This window comes from Arcanobacterium haemolyticum DSM 20595, from assembly GCF_000092365.1.
GTDB classification, from domain to species: domain Bacteria; phylum Actinomycetota; class Actinomycetes; order Actinomycetales; family Actinomycetaceae; genus Arcanobacterium; species Arcanobacterium haemolyticum.
The window spans coordinates 1,126,514-1,143,522 of sequence record NC_014218.1 but is presented as its reverse complement, the minus strand read 5'-3'; the positions used below and the strand labels follow the sequence as shown (position 1 = coordinate 1,143,522).

General features: G+C 51.8%; 16 protein-coding genes and 1 riboswitch. Of the genes, 9 read left to right on the top strand and 7 right to left on the bottom strand.

All coding sequences use genetic code 11. The features are described from left to right. Positions 1 to 9 precede the first annotated feature (9 nt). The 4 genes from ARCH_RS05155 to ARCH_RS05140 all read left to right on the top strand — a co-directional run bounded on the left by ARCH_RS05155 (position 10) and on the right by ARCH_RS05140 (position 3,649). Positions 10 to 660: a pyroglutamyl-peptidase I gene (locus tag ARCH_RS05155; RefSeq protein WP_013170230.1), complete on the top strand. Its 651-nt coding sequence runs from the start codon at positions 10 to 12 to the stop codon at positions 658 to 660. 90 nt (positions 661 to 750) lie between these two features. Further along, a complete protein-coding gene (locus ARCH_RS05150; protein ID WP_013170229.1) occupies positions 751 to 1,785 on the top strand; it encodes a TRAP transporter substrate-binding protein in 1,035 nt (344 codons plus the stop codon). Further along, complete coding sequence (locus tag ARCH_RS05145; RefSeq protein ID WP_013170228.1) at positions 1,785 to 2,348, top strand: TRAP transporter small permease; 564 nt, start codon at positions 1,785 to 1,787, stop codon at positions 2,346 to 2,348. The genes ARCH_RS05150 and ARCH_RS05145 overlap by 1 nt, the downstream gene beginning before the upstream one ends. Then, entirely contained in the window at positions 2,345 to 3,649 is a 1,305-nt protein-coding gene (locus tag ARCH_RS05140) for a TRAP transporter large permease (protein ID WP_013170227.1), read from the top strand. Before ARCH_RS05145 ends, ARCH_RS05140 begins: the two co-directional genes overlap by 4 nt. A 214-nt stretch (positions 3,650 to 3,863) precedes the next feature. On the opposite strand, the gene putP is transcribed toward ARCH_RS05140, so the two are convergent. Both putP and ARCH_RS05130 read right to left on the bottom strand, forming a co-directional pair. Further along, positions 3,864 to 5,438, bottom strand: a complete 1,575-nt coding sequence (gene putP / locus ARCH_RS05135) for a sodium/proline symporter PutP (protein WP_013170226.1) — start codon at positions 5,436 to 5,438, stop codon at positions 3,864 to 3,866. Between the two features lie 245 nt (positions 5,439 to 5,683). Then, the gene (locus ARCH_RS05130) at positions 5,684 to 6,508 is read right to left on the bottom strand and encodes a MetQ/NlpA family ABC transporter substrate-binding protein (protein WP_013170224.1); all 825 of its coding nucleotides are present in this window, start codon (positions 6,506 to 6,508) and stop codon (positions 5,684 to 5,686) included. On the opposite strand from ARCH_RS05130, the gene ARCH_RS10115 reads away from it, so the two are divergent. Continuing rightward, positions 6,494 to 6,637, top strand: coding sequence for a hypothetical protein (locus ARCH_RS10115; protein WP_170121743.1), 144 nt, complete (start codon positions 6,494 to 6,496; stop codon positions 6,635 to 6,637). The two genes, ARCH_RS05130 and ARCH_RS10115, sit on opposite strands and share 15 nt — an antisense overlap. Here the strand turns inward: ARCH_RS10115 and ARCH_RS05125 are convergent. From ARCH_RS05125 to ARCH_RS05110, 4 genes are all read right to left on the bottom strand, one after another. Beyond that, the gene (locus ARCH_RS05125) at positions 6,634 to 7,368 is read right to left on the bottom strand and encodes a methionine ABC transporter permease (RefSeq protein WP_013170223.1); all 735 of its coding nucleotides are present in this window, start codon (positions 7,366 to 7,368) and stop codon (positions 6,634 to 6,636) included. The genes ARCH_RS10115 and ARCH_RS05125 overlap by 4 nt on opposite strands. Further along, the gene (locus ARCH_RS05120) at positions 7,365 to 8,354 is read right to left on the bottom strand and encodes a methionine ABC transporter ATP-binding protein (RefSeq protein WP_013170222.1); all 990 of its coding nucleotides are present in this window, start codon (positions 8,352 to 8,354) and stop codon (positions 7,365 to 7,367) included. The genes ARCH_RS05125 and ARCH_RS05120 overlap by 4 nt, the downstream gene beginning before the upstream one ends. Positions 8,355 to 8,359: 5 nt before the next feature. Further along, positions 8,360 to 8,446, bottom strand: a riboswitch (SAM riboswitch). A gap of 345 nt (positions 8,447 to 8,791) precedes the next feature. Then, positions 8,792 to 9,499, bottom strand: coding sequence for a purine-nucleoside phosphorylase (locus tag ARCH_RS05115; protein ID WP_013170221.1), 708 nt, complete (start codon positions 9,497 to 9,499; stop codon positions 8,792 to 8,794). Between the two features lie 76 nt (positions 9,500 to 9,575). After that, positions 9,576 to 10,847 carry an AI-2E family transporter gene (locus ARCH_RS05110; RefSeq protein WP_013170220.1) on the bottom strand — a complete coding sequence of 424 codons (1,272 nt, stop codon included), beginning with the start codon at positions 10,845 to 10,847 and terminating at the stop codon, positions 9,576 to 9,578. 88 nt (positions 10,848 to 10,935) lie between these two features. On the opposite strand from ARCH_RS05110, the gene ARCH_RS05105 reads away from it, so the two are divergent. Together ARCH_RS05105 and ARCH_RS05100 are read left to right on the top strand one after the other, a co-directional pair. Then, positions 10,936 to 11,703 carry an HAD-IIB family hydrolase gene (locus ARCH_RS05105; RefSeq protein ID WP_013170219.1) on the top strand — a complete coding sequence of 256 codons (768 nt, stop codon included), beginning with the start codon at positions 10,936 to 10,938 and terminating at the stop codon, positions 11,701 to 11,703. Then, positions 11,696 to 12,376 (top strand): vitamin K epoxide reductase family protein, encoded by a 681-nt coding sequence (locus ARCH_RS05100; protein ID WP_049765828.1) that lies wholly within the window; start codon positions 11,696 to 11,698, stop codon positions 12,374 to 12,376. The genes ARCH_RS05105 and ARCH_RS05100 overlap by 8 nt, the downstream gene beginning before the upstream one ends. A gap of 7 nt (positions 12,377 to 12,383) precedes the next feature. Here ARCH_RS05100 and ARCH_RS05095 read toward each other — a convergent pair whose 3' ends face one another. Next, positions 12,384 to 12,821 carry an HIT family protein gene (locus ARCH_RS05095; RefSeq protein WP_013170217.1) on the bottom strand — a complete coding sequence of 146 codons (438 nt, stop codon included), beginning with the start codon at positions 12,819 to 12,821 and terminating at the stop codon, positions 12,384 to 12,386. A gap of 117 nt (positions 12,822 to 12,938) precedes the next feature. On the opposite strand from ARCH_RS05095, the gene leuS reads away from it, so the two are divergent. Beyond that, a complete protein-coding gene (leuS, locus tag ARCH_RS05090) occupies positions 12,939 to 15,818 on the top strand; it encodes a leucine--tRNA ligase (protein WP_013170216.1) in 2,880 nt (959 codons plus the stop codon). 195 nt (positions 15,819 to 16,013) lie between these two features. After that, entirely contained in the window at positions 16,014 to 16,976 is a 963-nt protein-coding gene (locus ARCH_RS05085) for an aldose 1-epimerase (RefSeq protein WP_111724956.1), read from the top strand. The last annotated feature ends 33 nt before the right edge of the window (positions 16,977 to 17,009 follow it).

Sequence of the window (17,009 nt, the reverse complement as noted above, 5' to 3'; positions counted from 1 at the left end):
AATGATTCCATGCGTATCCTCGTTACCGGCTTCGAGCCATTCGGAAAAGACACAGAAAACGCCAGCTGGGAAGCAGTTTCCAGGCTTCCGCGGCATATCCTTACCGAAGATGGTGATATTACGATCATGACCGCCCGGCTCCCTGTGGTGTTTGCGACGGGGCCCGATGCGCTGCGTGCGGCGATCGCAGAACACGAACCAGATGCAGTGATTGCGGTGGGAGAAGCGGGCGGGCGTACGGATATTACGCCAGAAAAGATCGCCAAAAATATCGCAGACGCACGGATTCCGGATAATGCGGGTGCCCAGCCGCGCAATGAACGCCTCGATGATGGCGAACCAGAACTTTTGACGCGCCTGCCCAATGCCCAGATTGTTGCAATGTTCCAAGCGATGGGGCTACCTGCTTCAGAGTCAGAAAATGCAGGGGAGTACGTGTGTAACGCGATTTTTCGGGCGGTGCTCACCTCGTTCGCGGGGCCGGCCGGTTTTATTCACGTGCCGGCGGCTCGTTCGCAGGGTCTGGCCACGGTTGGCGAAGAAACGGATCGTGATGGTGCGCCAGCGCAGCCGAACTTGTCTTTCACATTTGCAGATCTGACCAGGGCGCTCACGCTTGTCTGCCGCATTCTGGCAACAAATGGCAACAGGGCGGAGTAAATAATCTGCGCGCTGTAACGTTGTGAGTCATAAGGCTCACGTTTTCATCGTGGGCCTGTCGCATTCAACGAGGTATGCAAAGGAATATCGATGAAATACCGACGCAGATTGTTCGCCGTACTTGCGGCAACAACGTTACTATTAGGCGGGTGTGCTGGTTTTGGCGGCATCGATCTTGCTAATGTAGGAAAACCTGACACAGTTTCGTACTTTAAGATCGCACTTAACCAGACAGAATCGCACCCGTCGTTCAAGGCTTTGGAGAAGTTTTCGCAGAGCGTTGCAGAGAAGACCAACGGCCGGTACAAGATTGAAATCTTCCCTAATGAACAGTTGGGATCGCAGCAGGAAGTGTTGCAGCTGGTGAAGAACGGCGCTATTGAGATGGCGATTGTTTCTGGCACCCAGCTTGAGAATGTGAATAAGGATTTCCAGGTTCTCAATATGCCAACGACTTTTTCGTCGATCGAACATCAGATGGATGTGTTGCAGGATCAAGACATTGTAGGGCCGTTGTTTAGTTCGCTGGAAAAGGGCGAAAATATTACGGTTTTGGGTGGCTACACGCAGGGCACTCGTAACATTTACACCACGAGCAAGGAGATTCGGGAGCCTGCTGATTTGGCGGGTTTGAAGATTCGCGTTCAGGAGTCCGATATGCATATTCGGATGATTGAGTTGATGGGTGGTTCTGCTACGCCGCTTTCGTATGGTGAAGTGTATTCGGCGTTGCAAGCTGGCGTTTTGGATGGGGCTGAGAACAACGAGGTGTCGTTCAACACGGCTAAGCATATGGAGGTTGCGAAGCATTACGCGTACACGAACCATTTGGTTGGTTTGGATTACATGATTATGCGTTCTGATTTGTTGCATGCGATGCCGCAGAAGGATCGTGAGTTGTTGTATTCGGCTTGGTACGATTCGATGGATTTCCATACGGAGTTGTGGAAGGAATACACGCAGGAATCGGTTGCGATTGCGAAGAAGAATAACGCTGTGTTTAACGACGTCGATCGCGCGGCTTTCGATGCTGCTTTGGCTCCGATGAAGGATGAGTTTTTGACCACGACGGAGCAGCGTGATCTCTTTGACCGTATCCAGAAGGCGAAGAAGGAGGAGAAGTGATGAAGGCTTTGACTCAGCATGTTAACCGGGTTGTGGGTTATGTGTGTGCGTTGCTGTTTGCGTTGTTGGTTGCAACAACTGTGTGGCAGGTGTTTTCCCGGCTCGTTTTGGATTCGCCTGTGACGTGGTCTGAAGAGCTGGCAAAGATTTTGTTTGTGTGGCTGTCATTCTTGGGTTCGGCGTATGTGTATGGTGAACGTGGGCATATGGCTGTGGAGTTTTTGGCGCGTCGTTTCCCGAATGCGGTTGAGCGATTGTTGGCGTTGGGTACTCATGTGGCTGCGTTGTTGTTTGCTGTGATCGTGTTGGTATGGGGTGGCGCGAATGCTGCGGCGAATGCTTGGTCGCAGAATTTGACTGCGTTGCCTACCACAATTGGTGTGGTTTATGTGGTGATTCCGATCGCTGGTGTGGCATTTGTGTTTTATACCGTGAGCCATCTGATTGCTATTTCTACTGGTCAGATGAGCACGTATCCGATCCCTGATTCTGAGCGTGTTGTGGCTGAAGGCGAAGAGATTGCTGAGAATACTGAACTTGTTACGGAAGGAGAGATGAAGTGACTCCAACTGTTGTAGCAGGACTGATTCTCCTTGTTGGAATTGTCCTTTTGATTGCTCTTTCTGTGCCTATTGCTATCGCGATTGGTTTGCCTACGGTGATTGCTGCGATGGCAGTAATGAATCCGGATGTTGCTGCGATGTCTATTGCGCAGCGTATGTTTACTGGTGTTAATTCTTTTGCACTGTTGGCGATTCCGTTCTTCATTTTGGCTGGCGTGCTGATGAATCATGGTGGTATTGCTGGCCGTCTGATTGATGCTGCGAAGGTTTTGGTTGGCCGGATGCCGGCGTCGATGCCTCAAGCGAATATTGTTGCGAATGCGATGTTCGGTGCTGTGTCTGGTGCTGCTGTTGCGGCTGCTTCTGCGGTGGGTACGATCATGGGCCCGCGCATGGAGAAGGAAGGCTATTCTAAGCCGTATACGGCTGCGGTGAATATTGCGTCTGCTCCGTCAGGTATGTTGATTCCGCCGTCGAACACGTTCATTGTGTATTCGTTAGTGTCTTCTACTTCGATTGCAGCATTGTTTGCTGCGGGCGTTGGCCCGGGCTTGCTGTGGGTTGTTGCATGTATCGTGGTTGCGTTGATCTTGTATCGTAAGGAAAACGTTATTCGTGATGAGGAGCGTCCATCGCTTAAGCTCGCTCTTGTTACGTTGTGGCGTGCAGTTCCATCGATGTTCATGATTGTGATCGTGATTGGCGGTATTATCGGTGGTTGGTTTACGGCTACAGAATCGTCGGCTATCGCGGTTGTGTACTGTTTGGTGTTGGGCTTTGCATACAAGAACTTGTCCGTGCGTGATCTTCCAGGGATTTTGCTGGACTCTACTCGTACGACTGCTGTGGTCATGTTGCTTGTGGCTGTGTCTTCTGGCCTGTCATGGGTGATGGCGTTTGCACGTATTCCAACGTTGATTACGGATACGCTCTTGTCGATTACAGATTCTAAGACTGGCATCTTACTGATCATCATGGCGATTCTGCTTGTGATTGGTACCTTCATGGATCCGACTCCGGCTATTTTGATCTTCGTACCAATCTTCTTGCCGATCGTGACGAACTTGGGTGTGGATCCGGTTCACTTTGGCGCGATGGTAGTTATGAACCTATCGGTTGGTGTGATCACGCCGCCAGTGGGCAACGTTTTGTTCGTTGGCTCTAAGGTTGCTGGATTGCGAATCGAACCTGTGATTGCCAAGCTGTGGCCATTCCTGGTGGGAATCATTTTGACACTGCTTATCGTGGTGTTTGTTCCTCAGGTATCGCTCTGGCTACCGCAGGTTGCAGGGCTGATGTAAACTGCGCGTGACGCAAGGGGGCCGAATCGTCTGATTCGGCCCCCACTTGCGTTCAACGGGTGTTGAGCTTAGGCGTGCATGCACCACCCGATCCACCGATTTGCAACGCTGCAAGAGAATACTTGACAATTGCCACAAGACATTGACGAACGGCAGATAGATGCCAGGTGGGGAGGGAGCGCTATCCCTCCCCATACGCCAACGATAAGACGCCTTACTGACGTGTTGATCGAGCTACATACGTATCCGTAATAACCGTGTTACGAACACGGTTAAGTAGATCTTCACGATCCTCCCAATTGTGAGCCATGAGTTGGGCTGCGGTGAATTCGGCGTCGATCACAGGGTTAACCTTGTAGGTAACAAGAGAAACACCTGTTGCTACAACGAAGTTCACGATGAATCCGGGAACGATTTCGTACAGATCGAAGATTCCGCCAGTGAGGTTGCTCCATACTACTACCGTGACAGCTCCAGCGATCATTCCGGATAATGCACCAGACGTTGTCAGCTTGCGCCAGAAGAGCGCCAAAAGTACAACAGGACCGAACGCACTGCCGAAACCAGCCCATGCGAATGCAACGAGTTTCAAAATAGTATCCGACGGCGATATTGCCAGCCCAGCCGCAATCGCAGAAATAATCGTGACGCCCGCGCGAGAAAGCAGAACACCAGTCTTTTCAGACACGCTCTTGTGGAAGAACACCGAATAAATATCTTCAACAAGTGCCGACGACGATACCAGTAACTGCGAAGAAATCGTGGACATGATTGCAGCCAAGATCGCCGCCAGCATGAAGCCTGCAATAAGTGGGTGGAAAAGGATCTGCCCCATGTAAATAAAGACTTGCTCAGGGTTATCAAGAAGCGGAATCTCACGTTGATGCGCGTAAGCAATTCCAACCAGGGCAGTACCCATCGCACCCAACACTGAAATTGCCATCCAGCCGATACCAATACGGCGGGCGGCAGGCGCCTCTGATGGTTTTCGCAACGCCATAAAACGCACAATAATATGCGGCTGGCCAAAATAGCCCAAACCCCATGCAACAGCAGACGCGATACCAATCAGACCAGTAGTGGTGAGTGAATGTTCGCCAAGAAGCGAGGTTAGGTGAGGATTCACAGCCGTTGCCGACGTGAACGCTTTAGACGGCCCACCCACAGCAATGAACCCCATCACCGGTACCATCACAAGCGCAAGAAGCATCATCGCGCCCTGCACAAGATCGGTCCACGACACGGCCAAGAAGCCACCTATAATCGTGTAAAAAATAGTCACGATCGCAACCAGCAACATACCCGTCAGATAATCAGTTCCGAACGCCGCGTGGAAGAACGTACCGCCAGCAACCATGCCAGACGATACATAGAACGTGAAGAAGAACAGAATGACGATTCCAGACACGATGCGAAGCGCATGCGACGAATCGCGCAGACGCGAATCCAGAAACGACGGAACCGTGATCGAATCGTGTGAAACCTCAGTATAGGAACGCAAACGCGGCGCAACAAACTTCCAGTTCAACCATGCGCCGATCGTCAAACCAATCGCGATCCACGCCTCCACAAGGCCACGAGCATACAGAGCCCCCGGCAACCCCATCAAAAGCCAGCCAGACATATCTGAAGCCCCTGCCGAAAGAGCAGCAACTGCGGGGTTCAGTTGGCGGCCACCAAGCATGTAGTCATCAACTGACGTATTTTTGCGATAAGCCCACAGGCCGATACCAACCATCGCCATCAGATAGACGGCCATCGATATGATCTGGTAGATCTGCTCGCTCATATACCACCTCCATAGTTTCCATATTCGGCAATAATTGCTTCATCTTGTAACACAGACTCACTCATGGTACAACCATGACAGGATACCTTGATGGGACATGCGAACAAAGGTGATGATAACCCTCCCCCATGTTGCGCTAAAAGCGATCAAACAGGTATAGTCCAGATCTGCGATCGGCGTAGCCGCGTCGTCGTCCCTAACACCCCACGTGCCCAAGCACGTGAGGCGATCCCTATCAGTCAAACTCAGAACGCTGGAATGATCTCGCCGTCTGGGTAAGAATCGCGGATGAACTCAGCAACCTTCGGATCGTGAAGAAGTTTCTCCAACTTCGCGATCGCCTCAGCCTTCTTCGAATCCTTCTTCCACGCCAAAATGTTGCCGTACGGGTTATCTTCGCCAGACTCAATCGCGATCGAATCCTTTGCCGGGCTCAAACCGTGATCCAAAGCGAAGTTGCCGTTGATAACCGCGATGTCAACGTCTGGAAGCTGGACTGGAACAATCGCCGGATCCGCCTCAATAAGAGTGAAGTTACGTGGATTTTCAGCCAAATCGTGAATCGTTGGGTTCTTAACGTCCTTCAACGTAAACACCCCAAGCTTCTCCAACAACTTCAACGCACGAGCCTGGTTAGACGGATCGTTGTTTACAAGAATCTTCGCACCATCAGCAAGATCCTTAACATCCTTCACCTTCTTGGAGAACACAGCGTAAGGTTCGATTTGAACGCCCTTGCCATGTTCAAATTCGTAACCTTTATCTTCAACTTCAGTATCGAAGTAAGGCACATGCTGGAAGAAATTAGCATCCAGTTCGTTTTCATCCAACGCCACGTTTGGCTGAATGTAATCAGTGTATTCCTTGATCTCGATCTTGATGTTTTCAGATGCGGCCAAGTTTTCGCTCACGAATTTGAGGATATCTGCGTGTGGAACAGGGGAGGCGCCCACCACGATCGTGTTCGAATCGGAGGCGGCGCCGGACGCACCGTTGTCCGCTCCAGAAGAGCATGCGGTCAGGGCAAGAAGGGAAGCGAGAGTAGCCGTAGCAATATGACGAAGTTTCATGATGTTCCTCTACAAGTTAAGGATGTGGCAGATAAATGGGAAGCCACGATAAATGGCGTGCGCGCAGGGAAGAAACAGGCGCGTGACGGGACGTGCCAAGGCTGGGAAGCCCGGCTGGTAGAGCCTTAGCGGTGATCCACCAGCCGGCTAAACATGTCACCCATCCACTGGACGATCTGAACCATGATAAGGATGACGATAACGGTAATGATCACCACGTCAAAGTTGTGGCGCGTATAGCCGTGGTTGATTGCCAGGGCGCCAAGGCCACCGCCGCCAACCATAGACGACATAGCAGAATAGCCGATCACTGTAATCGTAAGAATCGTGATGGATTGAATGATTGACGGGAGCGCTTCGCGAACAAGTACACCAGACATGATGGCAAAGCGTGATGCGCCGGCCATCTGTGCTGCCTCCACTTTTCCTTGGGAAACAGCCAACACATTAGATTCAACCAGGCGTGCAAAATACGGCACTGCGGAAACGATCAGAGCAACTGTGAAGGCCGGCCAGCCAACAGTAGATAGCCATGGAACGTTGATGAATCGGATCGCGTAGAGCACGATAACGGCTAAGATGATGAAGGGGATTGCGCGGCCGATGTTGACGAACGCGCCAATAGTTTTGTGAGCCCAGCGGTGTGGAATCAAGCCATCTTTGCGTGTTTCGGCAAGAATGACCCCCAGCGGCAGCCCGAGGAGCACTGTGACGATCGTCCCCACGCCAACCATGTAGAGTGTTTCGATGATCGCTGGCCACAGCTGCTCTTGGATGATTGGGCGGTTGAACCACGTGCCTTCATCTCTGCGGGCAGTGTTGATGAGGGCTGGCAGGTAAGTTGTGAGTAGTGTGTTCATGCTTCTCGCACCTGCGCAAAAATCGTGGATTTATCAAATTGGGCGGCACATCGTTCACCAGTGCCGATAGGGACTGTGAGGGCTAGGCGGCCCACTTGCACATCATCAACCGATTCGAATGTTCCGGCGGCGATATCTGCGCCGAGTTCGGCAACTTTGCTCAGGACGCGCGATCCAGTTGGTTCACCCGGACGTGACGTGAAGTAAAGATCGATAATATCGTTGAGTTCGCCAACTTCAGGATCGAGTTCCGGTAGCGGGATAAGCTTGCGTGCCAAAACTGATGATGGATCGCTTAAGATATCGCGAATGTGCCCAGTTTCAAGGATACCGCCTGCATCGAGTAGCGTGACGGAATCGCAGATTTTCCGAACAACGGACATTTCGTGGGTAATAACGACGACGGTGACGCCGGTTTGTTCCCGAACGCTCTGGAGCAAGTTCAAGATTGATTCAGTGGTTTCTGAATCGAGCGCGGAGGTTGGTTCATCTGCGAGAAGGACGGCTGGTTTATCTGCTAGGGCGCGAGCGATTCCGACGCGTTGGCGTTGCCCGCCAGATAACTGAGCGGGGTAGGAGTTGGCGCGATCTTGTAAGCCAACAAGTTTAAGAAGTTCTTTGACGCGCGTATCGATTTCTGCCGCTGGAACTTTCGCGATACGGAGCGGGTAAGCGATGTTTTCGTAGGTGGTGCGAGCATCGAGAAGATTTGCTCCCTGGAACACCATGCCAATTCTTCTGCGTGCGGCACGAAGTTCTGATGAACGAAGCTGAGTGAGATCTTGGCCATCAACTAAAATAGCGCCAGATGTTGGGCGTTCAAGTGCGGTGAGGCATCGGATAAGTGTAGATTTTCCTGCTCCCGATTCGCCCACAATGCCGTGGATCGTGTTGTCAGCGATACTGAGAGATAGGTTGTTTAAGGCATGGACATCTGAGCTGCCCTTTCGAGGATATACCTTCGATACGCTCTTGAGCTCAATCATGCTTGCCTCCATCGTTCCCGGCGTTAGCACCCACCTGATGTGGGTTGCTGCAGCTTCTGCGAGCCGAGTCTCTCTGCTGCTCTTGATGAACACATTCAAGGTTTCCATGTTCCATGCTGAAAATCAACCCGTTCCAGCATACGGACGTGTTATGTGGGGTATCTGGCATGCGATGTGCATAGTGTTCAGTAAAGTGTGTGGGAGGCTCGTGCAACTATTGAATCTATGAATGAAAAAGAACCATGTGAAACCAGAAAAAATCTATCTCCGCTGCAGATACGCCCAGCCCGTATTCATGTTGAAGTTATTCCCATCTTTCCGTGCCGTGCGCACGTCAAGGACATCAGAAACATGGTAGAAACCACAGTGCTGCCTACTTCTTCAGAAGCAGGCAGCACGTAAGGGTTAGCCGTGATCGCTATTTTAAGGAAAGATTGTTAGCAGTGAGCGGCGGCAACAGCAAGCTTGAGTGCCTTTTGGAAGTTGTTTTCGCGTTCTTCTGCGGTCATATCTTCACCCGGAACAGTGATGTGATCGGAGATCGTGAGAACGGACAAGGCTTGGCGATCATACTTGGCTGCGAGCCCGTATAGTGCGCCTGCTTCCATTTCGGCACCGAGGCAGCCAACCTTTGCGAGCGCTTCGTTATCAGCTGGATCAACGCCGTAGAAGCGATCACGGGACACAATTGGGCCAACAACGACGTTCTCATCATCGCCGGCGGCATCTGCTGCTGCGCGAACCAGTTCGTAGGATGCTACTGCGGAAAAGTGAGTATTTGGTGTGAGGAACGTGTTCATCACGCCTTCGTAGTGTGCGCCGTTAGCAATCACAACATCGCCAACCTTGACCTTAGGGGAGAGGCCGCCAGCAGTGCCAACACGGATGATGCGCTGCACATCGTAGTGCATGAATAGTTCGTTTACGTAAATGGAGAGCGATGGTTGGCCCATGCCAGAAGCCATGATAGAAAGCGGCTTGCCGTTAACTTCTCCGGTGAAGCCAAGGATTCCACGAACATCTGTGACTAAGCGGGCACCTGGCATCAGCATGTGTGCCATGCGTGCCGCACGCTTTGGATCGCCTGGCATAAGAACTGCTGGAGCGAAATCGCCGAGCTCGGCACCAATATGAGGAGTTGCCATTGAAAACATCCCTTTCAAAATTTTCTCGTTTATGTTCAATAGTCTCACATTTGTTTATGTGAGCAATAGTAGAAAACTATTTCTTTTCTGACGTGCCGAAAACCTTTGCGATCATAGCTTTGCGTTGGGCGCGTTTAGTCTGCTTTTGGACGGTTGGAGAATCGTTTTGGGCCACGTTCACGGCGAAGTCTTCCCAATGTTCTTTACGAAGTTCCAGGAAATCGCGTGGAGCACCGCCTGGCCGATCTTCCATCGTGTTGAGGTATGGGTAGAGATCGTGCCCGCGCAGGTAAAGCACAATAGCATTGACGGCCGCTACGATCGGCACGATAAAGAGCGCGCCAACGATACCTGCTACGGAAGAACCACCTGCCACGATAAGCACGATCGCAAGTGGATGGATGTTTAGTGCGTTACCTTGTAAAACAGGTTGAAGGAGATTGCCTTCAATTTGCTGAACTACCAAGATCCCCAGCATCATCATGGCTGCCATGAAGAACGATTGGGTGTTCACCAGCACGATGATGACGGCCACGAAACCGGAAACAAACGCGCCCACAATAGGTACGAATGCAGCCAAGAAAACAATTACACCAATAGGAAACGCAAGACTGAAAGGCGTGTTGAGGAGAAGGGCGATTGCGGCAATACCAACGGCATCTACTAAAGCAACGATAGCCTGAGTCTTGGTGTAGTTTCCTACCATCACCCATGCGCGAATACCTGCTTCATTGGCAGAATTCTGGTATTGCAACGGAAGAAGGCGAACCATCCAGTGCCAAAGCCGGCGTCCGTCTTTAAGGAAGAAGAAGAGTGTGAAGAGAACTAAGACGAACCCGGTAATGAGGGAAGTTACGGTTGATCCAACGGCAACGACGCCGCCAAGGATACGCCCGGAGTTTGTGGTGAGAGTTCCTTGTAGTGAGTTCCATGCTTCATTAACGTACGCGCCGATATTAGGGAAGCGTTGGGTGACTTCTTGCACGATGGAGCTAACACCTGCTCGAATCTGATCGGAAACTTCAGAGACGCCGGAAATGATGCCCACGCTAGATCCCCAGATGAGTACGCTTAGGAACGCGAGTAGCGTGAGTAGCGCAATGGCTGCCGCCAATCCAGAACCGAACCGGAGATGTTTAGAGAGTCCTGATGCTAAAGGTTCTAAGATCACTGCTAGCAAAAGCGCCACCATCACGGAAATGATGAGTGTGTAGAACTGAAAACTCAACCAGCCGATCCCAGCTAGTACGATCGTGACAACGATTAATCGCCAAGCCCATGCTGCCGCGGTGATCAACGGTAGGGGAACTTTGTTATCACGATGTTCTTCTGCGGGACTTGCTTTCATAAATATCTCCTTAAGTGCGTACAATGTTTTCAGCCTATCAATTGCCTGCGACGTTGCGGGCAAACATTCCCGCGAGCTTTGGAGAAAAATGACACAGTATGCCTTAATTGCGTTCGATTTAGACGATACGCTTGCGCCTTCTAAGTCTCCGTTGCCACCTCACATGGCGAAGGCATTGTGCCGTTTACTTGATTGCGTAGAGGTTTGCGTGATCTCCGGTGGTCATTTTGGCCAATTTTCGGCCCAGCTCCTTGCCAATCTTGACGCAACCCCGCAGCAACTGACTCGCTTGCATCTGATGCCTACTTGCGGCACACGATACTTGCGTTTCATTGATGGCGATTGGGAAACGATCTACGCTCGTGATCTGGAGCCAGAAGAACGTGCAGCCGCGCTTGCATCGTTGGAGAAGCGCGCGAAGGAATTGGGCTTGTGGGAAATCGAAACATGGGGTCCGATTTTGGAAGATCGCGGTTCTCAGATCACGTTTTCGGCGCTGGGGCAGGAGGCTCCGGTTGATGCGAAGAAGGCCTGGGATCCTGATAAGACGAAGAAAGAGGCGTTGCGTAGCGCTGTTGCGGCAGATTTGCCTGGGCTTGAGGTACGGTCTGGCGGTTCCACGTCGGTTGATATTACTCGATCTGGAGTAGATAAGGCGTATGGTATTGCAGAGTTGTCGAAGCAGACGGGCATTGCTATTGACGATATGTTGTTTGTAGGGGATCGTCTTGATGAAGGCGGTAACGATTTCCCTGTGCTTCGACTTGGTATTTCGGCCTACGCTGTAACAGGTTGGCAAGATACAGTTGAGTTTGTTACCAGTTACGTAGATGAAAGATGTGGCGCTCATGAGTAAGAAGTCTGTGCGCGAGTTGAGCGAAGCTGAAATCGATGCGCGTATTGCAAAGTATGAGTCTCGCCCTACATCTCACCAGCGTGCGGGTGGCGCCGAACCCGGTTTTGCCTGGTTAGTGACGATCTGCGGTGCGATTGGCGTATGGGCGGCGATTTCGTTGCTAGTTGCTGAAAAGCAGAAATTATTGCACCCAGATAGTGTTTTGCCATGTGATATCAATCCGCTGGTGGGGTGTGGAAAATGGGTTGGTACCTGGCAAAATGAGGTCTTTTTTGGCGTGTCTAATTCGGTGTACGGGTTAGCATTTTTTGCAGGTATCGTTGCGCTTGGTCTTGCGCTGGTTTCGGGTGCTCGATTCGCGCGCTGGTTATGGTGCGTTTTGGCGGCCGCGCTTAGTGCAGGCATGTTGTGGATCGCTTGGTTCATGTACGAAAGTTTTGCGGTTGAAGGTTCGCTGTGTCCGTACTGCTTAGTCACATGGTTTGTCACGATCACCTTGTTTGCTCACACGATTTCTCGCGTGGCACAGTCAGGGCATTTTGGGGATAAAACCGCCGACGCCGGGCGCGCACTTGCACGCAATCGCTGGCTCGGCGCCGGGGTTGGGTATGCAGTTATTATCCTGCTGATCGTTGTGACCTTCTGGGAACAGTTGCCACTATTTTTCGTATGAGCGCAGGTTATAGAGCATCCATATATTCTGGGACGTGTTCGCCATAGCCAAGATCGAAGAGTGCACCGCGTAGTTGCATCATGGCTTTGGTGATATCGACCGCGGGTGCTGCAGTTGCGTTATGCAGGTTTGCGGCTGCTTCAGATTCGGCAGGAATTACGTGAATATGAGTGTGTGGAACTTCGAAACCAAGGATTGATACAACGCAACGTTCAACGCCGAATGCTTTTTCTTGAGCAGTAGCAATAATCTGTGCAACGGACATAGCGTGCGCGAAAACGCGAGGATCGACGTCGTTAAACTTCGCAACTTCTTCGCGTGGGACTACCATCACGTGCCCTGGACGTGCCGGTTCGATTGTGGCCATGACTACCACGTCGTCGTCAGCCCACACGAATTTCCCGGGGATGTTGCCTGCAATAATCTGTGTAAAAATACTACTCATAACTGTAGTCTACCTCTCGATGACGTTTGGTGGATCACACAAAGCGCACTCAAAGAATGTCGGTGGCCTGCGATACCATGGGAATTAAATGATTTTGTTAGAAAAATAAGGAGAATCATGTCGGCAATAGAGAGCTTCCCGCATCGCTACACTGCCGAACTTGCCAATAAGATCGAAGCATCGTGGCAAGATCGGTGGGAACGCGAAGAAACATTCAACGCTCCAAACCCAGTAGGCGAACTTGCTGGAGATGGCGAACTGGCTCCGGAAGCCTACTTCTTGCTTGATATGTTCCCATATCCATCAGGCAAGGGCCTTCACGTTGGGCACCCACTCGGTTTCATTGCAACCGATTGTTTGGCACGCTACCAGCGCATGCAAGGTAAAAACGTCTTGTACACCATGGGCTTCGATGCGTTTGGTTTGCCAGCAGAACAATATGCTGTGCAAACCGGCCAACACCCACGCATTACAACAGAACAGAACATTGATAACATGCGGGGGCAATTGCGTCGCCTCGGGATGTCGCATGAAAAGCGCCGCTCCGTTGCCACTACCGATAACGATTTCGTGGGGTGGACTCAGTGGATCTTCTCCCAGATTTTCAACTCCTGGTACGATCCGGAAGCTCCAGGCCGTGAAGAAGGCACCACTGGCCGCGCCCGCCCAATTTCTGAATTGATCGCTGGATTTGCCGATGGATCGATCCCAACGCCAGAGGGCAAGGCTTGGTCTGAGATGAGCCCCGAAGAACGCCGTGCAGCTGTGGATGCCCGCCGTTTGGCTTATGTCGATTATGCCCCGGTGAACTGGGCTCCAGGCCTCGGTACCGTGTTGGCAAACGAAGAAGTTACATCCGAAGGCCGCTCCGAACGTGGCAACTTCCCAGTTTTCAAGCGCAACCTGCGCCAGTGGATGATGCGTATCACCGCCTATTCTGATCGTTTGGCTGCAGATCTGGACAAAGTTGATTGGCCAGAAAAGGTCCGTTCGATGCAGCGTAACTGGATCGGTAAGTCTCAGGGCGCACACGTCGATTTCACTGCGCACGGCGCCGATTCCGATCACACCCTTACCGTGTTCACCACCCGCCCAGATACTCTCTTCGGCGCAACCTTCATGGTCGTTTCGCCAGAACACCCAATGTTGGCCGGGGAAGCACTTCCTGCCGAATGGCCAGAAAATACACAGCCTGAATGGACTGGTGGGGCAGCAGATCCTGCAACCGCAGTGAAGGAATACCAGCGTGCAGCCTCCCGCAAGTCTGATAAGGAACGTGCGGATATGGAAAAAACGAAAACGGGCGTTTTTACCGGCATCTTCGCTTCCAACCCTGTGAATGGGGCACAGGTTCCTGTGTTCACCGCAGATTACGTGATGATGGGCTATGGAACCGGTGCAATCATGGCCGTTCCATCTGGCGATCAGCGTGATTTCGATTTTGCGCGCGCGTACAACGTGCCAATTATTCCAACGATTCAAACCCCAGAAGATTTCGATGGCGAATCGGCATGGACTGAAGATGGCCCAATCATCAACTCTGAAAATTCCGAAATCTCGCTCAACGGCCTGGATAAGGTGGCTGGCAAGGCCAAGATCACCGCGTGGCTAGAAGAAAAGGGAATCGGTAAGGCCGCGATCACGTACCGGTTGCGTGATTGGCTGTTCTCACGCCAACGCTACTGGGGCGAACCGTTCCCAATTGTGTACGATGAAGATGGTGTGGCACACTCCCTGCCAGATTCCATGTTGCCAGTGGAACTGCCAGATACCCCTGATTACTCACCACGTTCGTTCGATCCGGATGATGCGGATTCTGAACCAGAACCGCCACTTGGCCGCCTCACCGACTGGGTGAATGTGGAATTGGATTTGGGCGATGGGCTCAAGAAGTACACCCGCGAAACCAACACCATGCCGAACTGGGCAGGTTCATGTTGGTACGAACTGCGCTACATCGATCCGCGCAACGGCGAACAATTCATTGCTCCAGAAAACGAAGAGTACTGGATTGGTCCAAAGGAAGGTAAGCCGGCTGGCGGTACCGATTTGTACATCGGCGGTGTAGAACACGCAGTTTTGCACCTGCTCTACGCACGTTTCTGGCATAAGATTCTCTTCGATCTAGGCTACTTGAGCTCTAGCGAACCATTCCACAAGCTGTTCAACCAGGGCTATGTTCAGGCATACGCATACACTGATTCCCGCGGCCAGTACGTGCCAGCAGATGAGGTTGTTGAAGTTGCCGCCACCGATGGTTCTGGCGAAGTGACGTTCGAATGGAACGGGCAACCTGTGAACCGTGAATACGGCAAGATGGGCAAGTCCCTGAAGAACATCGTTACCCCAGATGAGATGGCTGAACAGTACGGTGCTGATACCTTCCGTGTTTACGAAATGTCGATGGGCCCACTCGATGCCGATCGTCCATGGGAAACCCGTGCAGTTGTTGGGGCTCAGCGTTTCTTACAGCGTCTGTGGCGCAATATTGTTGATGAACAAACTGGCGAACTCGTTATCGTTGATGAACCAACTGATAAGGAAACAGCCAAGCTGGTTGCCCGTACGATTCGCGATGTGCGTGAAGAATTCGATGGCATGCGCATCAACACTGCGATCGCCAAGATTATTGTGCTCAACAACCATGTCACAGGTAAGCCAGTTACCCGCGAAGTCGCTGAAGCACTTGTTCTGTTGGCATCGCCAGTTGCACCGCACATTGCGGAAGAACTGTGGGCGCGCCTTGGACACTCTGAATCGTTGGCACACGTACCTTTCCCTGAAGTAACGGACGAATCGTTGCTCGTGGATGATACCGTTACGTGTGTTGTTCAGGTGAAGGGCAAGGTTCGTGATCGTCTTGAAGTCCCTACTGATATTTCGGATGCAGATCTTCAGGCGTTGGCGCTGGCATCAGAGAAGGTTGCGCAATTCCTTGACGGCGAACCACGTAAGGTGATTGTGCGTGCACCAAACCTCGTGAACGTCGTTCCGTGATAGACGGTGTATGAGGGTGTGCAGCAATTTTTGCTGCACACCCTCACTTTTACCCGGGCAAAGGAATTTAGGATAAGAATTTTCCACAATATGGGATTCGAGTTATCACATGTTCTGGATAAGAGAGTAAGCTAATACGAAAACCGCGGCGGGCGGTACTTGTGACGATACGAAAAAGGAGAATGTGTGGTGGCGATGGCTGGTACAACAATCGAAGCAACCAAATTTGATGGGATGCCGGCATGGAGACTAACCTCTGCTAGCGGGGCAACTGCACTTGTGGCTGAACGTGGTGCCACGCTTATCTCTTGGGAGCCTCGCCCGGGAATCAACGTTATTGACGGATACGAATCTGTGGCAGAAATGGAAGATGGGCGCGATGCTCGTTCCAAGGTTATGGCCCCTTGGCCAGGCCGTCTCACCGGTTCGTCCTATGTGTATGATGGCGAAACCTACACGGTGAATGAACTTCCAGAAGGTGCGGCACACGGCCTTGTTGGTGAAGCACAGTTTGATGCCACCAATACGGATGGCGCGCTTACACTCACCCACAAGTTCCCAGGTTCTTCCGGTTACCCGTGGTCGTTCGAACTATCTGTCACTTTCTCGCTTGATACCGGAGCAGATAATGAAGAGCACTTGACTGTTTCTTTCATGGCACGCCATGAACACAGCCACGGTATTCCATTTGCTATCGGCTGGCATCCATACCTTCGCTTCCCAGGTTCACGTGCATCGAACATGTCACTGACTATCCCCGCACGCACCCGCATCATCTTCAACTCATCGTTGATCCCACGGCCAGGCGAAGCCGCCTATGCTGGCATTAAGGCTCCTTACCAGCTTGATTTCTTGGGTTCCACAAAGCTCGATACGTCGTTCCGTGGGCTCGTTCCAGATGAAAACGGTGTTGTAACAACGATCCTTCGTGATCCATCCACAAATGCACAAATAGACATCGTTCAAGAACCAGCCGAAGCCCCAGTGGTTCACATCTACACGGCAGATGGTGCAACACGTAACGTTCGCGGTTCAATTGCTGTTGAACCATTGTCACATGTGGCTGATGCGTTCAACCGCCCAGATGCTGCAGGTTCGATTGTGTTGGCTCCAGGAATGGCCCGCACACTTACCGTTACTTTGACATACCGCAAGTAACCGCGCGATGCGTGAGCATCGTAAGAAACGTAG